This is a genomic window from uncultured Paraglaciecola sp. (genome assembly GCF_913058035.1).
Classification (GTDB): Bacteria; Pseudomonadota; Gammaproteobacteria; order Enterobacterales; family Alteromonadaceae; genus Paraglaciecola.
This window is the reverse complement of the sequence record NZ_CAJXPA010000309.1, coordinates 1-3184: the sequence shown is the minus strand read 5'-3', so window position 1 is coordinate 3184 and position 3184 is coordinate 1. Positions and strand designations below refer to the sequence as shown.

General features: G+C 36.8%; 3 protein-coding genes. All 3 read right to left on the bottom strand.

The features are described from left to right. Positions 1–709: 709 nt before the first annotated feature. Entirely contained in the window at positions 710–955 is a 246-nt protein-coding gene (locus QZ562_RS20670) for a hypothetical protein (protein ID WP_293764545.1), read from the bottom strand. Positions 956–2335: 1380 nt separating this feature from the next. After that, the gene (locus tag QZ562_RS20665) at positions 2336–2776 is read right to left on the bottom strand and encodes an amidohydrolase family protein (protein ID WP_293764543.1); all 441 of its coding nucleotides are present in this window, start codon (positions 2774–2776) and stop codon (positions 2336–2338) included. 84 nt (positions 2777–2860) lie between these two features. Beyond that, positions 2861–3184 (bottom strand): hypothetical protein (locus tag QZ562_RS20660; protein WP_293764541.1); only part of this gene is annotated, 324 nt, incomplete at its 5' end.

Genomic DNA, 3184 nt, shown 5'->3' with positions numbered 1-3184 from the left:
TTGATACCCCCACCAATGATCAATACATCAAATATACCATGGGGAAGTTTTTCAATATTATTCTTTCTTAGGTGACTCATTTTAAATTACCCCTTCTATGATTACGCTACCTTCTCGAAAAAATCATCACCCAGTTCCGATATTTACCACAATCTTAAGAAATAGATGTAACCAGATTTTAAAGGCTAAATATGCCAATAATCAGACGGAAAAAATATTTCGTCTGATTGAGTTTTACTTCATAATTTACACATTGAAGCCTTATAAATGGCATCAATAGTGTTGTTAAGCTCGCCATCAATTTTTTTGACATGCAATACTGCAGTCCACCAAATAAAGCCCTTGAAAAACTTGCGATGCTCTCAGCATTATCCGCGGTCCTTCATCAAGATTGCTCAGTCCTTCACTTGTTGCGTTTCTCAGCATAAATTCCGCATAATTTATTCTGAGCAATCTATGTCAACTTCGGATTCAATGATTACCATTGAGTCAAATTGAATGACTTTAATTGCGAGCTCAAACTGCTATTTTATCGGGATTTTGATACCCTTTTCCTTAGCTGTTCTTATTACCGAACGCATTTTAGTACCAAAGATTCATCTTGCTAGTAGCCACGCGCAATGTGGAGTAAAGACCCGCCATAAGACGCATCAGCTGAAAGCTGTCTATTGATGGGCTCAGGCCATCAAAAACGCTACTATCCACTTTGTCAGCCATAAGTAATCAACGCAGGGAATATCCCACTGTTACTATTTAGCGCATCCTTAAAAGGGCTCGTAGCCACTAAGCGTTGAAAATAAAACCCTGTACTTGGAATTATCCGTGCCCGCATCGCATGCAAACATCTACTGTGCAAATGAGATTGTTTTTGCTGAGAGCCAAATTGTGTAAGGGCACTTGGGGTGTTACCACCACTTTGGTCAAGTGCCGCAACAAACTCCTGTGAATACCGCATTTTTGCTAACATCTTCGATTTTGTTAATAAATATTTCTTATTGACCATCAATACTGCAAATACCTATTCACAGAAAAAAAGTTGGAACTATCATTAGTTAATAAATTTTCCAAGCTGCATTTTTATTGCATGTAATAAAATGTTCCATTTCTTCTGAAGCTATAGCCTTAAGTTGTCTACTGTCTTTCAGGACACCAATCAAAACTTGATTGGCGATAACATCTAATTTTTTTGAGCTTCTTACAGTACATTTTCGCTCAATAATGTACTCAATACGTTTGCTAGCACGACTTGATTGAATACGCTGTTAATAGACTCCGAATTAGCATAATAAGCGCTATCGGAACATCGTCGTCTTGTAATTGTGAGTTTAACCTCTACATCAGATGCCTCATGAATAAGTGCTGTAAAGGCGAATAGTTAACCCAACAACTATTTTAAATGTTCTTAAATTTTCACTTTGTTAAGATAACACTCATTAATGAACATTAGCAAACATAAAAATACATTTAAGTGTTTATCATCATCTATTATTTTTTAATTCGTCTTTGATATTAGGCAAACCCATAAGTGTTTGTAGGCTGACAAGGTTTACATAAAGGAACATCTACATACTTTTAGAGTAATATTTAGTAAATAGGCGGCAATGAGCATAGGTGTACTGAATGGTTGACGTGAGCAATAGCAGCCAACAACAGCGTAAAATAAAGAGAACAGGGTAAATATGTGCTAATGGTGATAAAACCCCCTCAAAGTCGGCTTAGCAGGGAAATATTTACCTAATACAAATGACCAAATGGCAGCAAGAATTACTGGAAAACCCGACTTTAGGCATTTAAGTAAAGCGGCTAAAACCAGCACAATTAATGTGGAATTCAAGCTACCTTTGAGTTCAGTTTATTATATTGCTTTTCAATAAACTCTCCCTTTAAACATCGTCTTTAATGACCGCTCTGATAAGATGGTATGATCTTTATAATGATTGAATGCGCTGATATATCTATCCATATAGGGTAATGAGCCCAGTAATTGCCAACAGCAATAACGTCAGATCCCCCAATTAAATAACGGTTGTGCATATCGGTTAACTATCGACAAAATTTTGTGAAACGTGTACATGAGTAACTGACTTTAAAACTAACTACGTTAGAGAAATTGGTGGCCACTTATTATTCAATATTAACTAGTTTATAAAAAACTATAGTTCTAAAAATCGCCACAAAGAGCGAACAAACGAGGTATCGCGGGCAGCCAAATATAAATTGTTAATTTTGTCGCCATTTATCAGTTGGCCCCTTATTATGATTTCTGTCAATGTGTCCAAGTTTTTTATACTCGTTAGAGGATTTTTTGAAAGTAACCACAAATTTGCTCTATATCCTATTTTATCATGCCTATTTTATCGAAGCCCAAAACTCGTGCACTAACGCTGGTGGCAGAATTTAAGGCTTCAAAGTTTGAAAGTCCCGCTGTAACTAAAAGCTCTAATTCGGTAATCAATGATTTCCCAGGAATAATTGCAAAACTCCCTGAATCTGTGCCTGCAATTATAGGTACATTCGTTTGATGCAGTATTCTTGTGGCTTTTGAAAAAAAGTCAGCATGAGGACGTTCGTATGCTGATGGGTCTGTATTACTCCAAAATTCAATTGCTCCCAATTCAAAAAATGTGACTAATGGATTGATAGTATCTGCGCCCGCTCTGTTGAGGTAATCTCCTTTGGACTCAGTTATAAATACTAGTCGTTTGTGCGCTAGTAAAGTCGGTACAACAGATTCACCACTATCACGCAGCTTATTAGTAACTTCAGTTATTTTCACATCATCAAGGTTATTTTTTAGTGCATGCCATACAATCGTCTCAATATGTTCAAAGCTAATGAAGCCTTTCCCTAGCGAATCTTCTCATGTGATATCAAAAGGTTTTTGCTGTGGTATCCCCTTCGTTCGCAGACCCTCAGGGAAATGCCCTGATACTTTCATCCCTAAAACTTTTGCTTGCTCAGAAATACCTTTAAATGCTTCTAAAGTGAGATTTGAGTAAACTTTGATCAGGCGAAAGCCCGCATCAAATTGGTTCTGGACCGCTTGACGACCATCTTCTTCAGAGATTACTAATTGTTGAATTATGTTTTGGTTTTCGCCTGGACTATTAATAATTGGCCCAGTAGTCATGAAATCAGGAGCTAACAGCTTAGAGTTATTTATTTTGTCACGCAGTATTATATG

Bases quoted from the DNA above. Each gene is read 5' to 3' on its own strand.
- QZ562_RS20670 (WP_293764545.1), bottom strand. From the start codon at position 955: ATGCGGTATTCACAGGAGTTTGTTGCGGCACTTGACCAAAGTGGTGGT.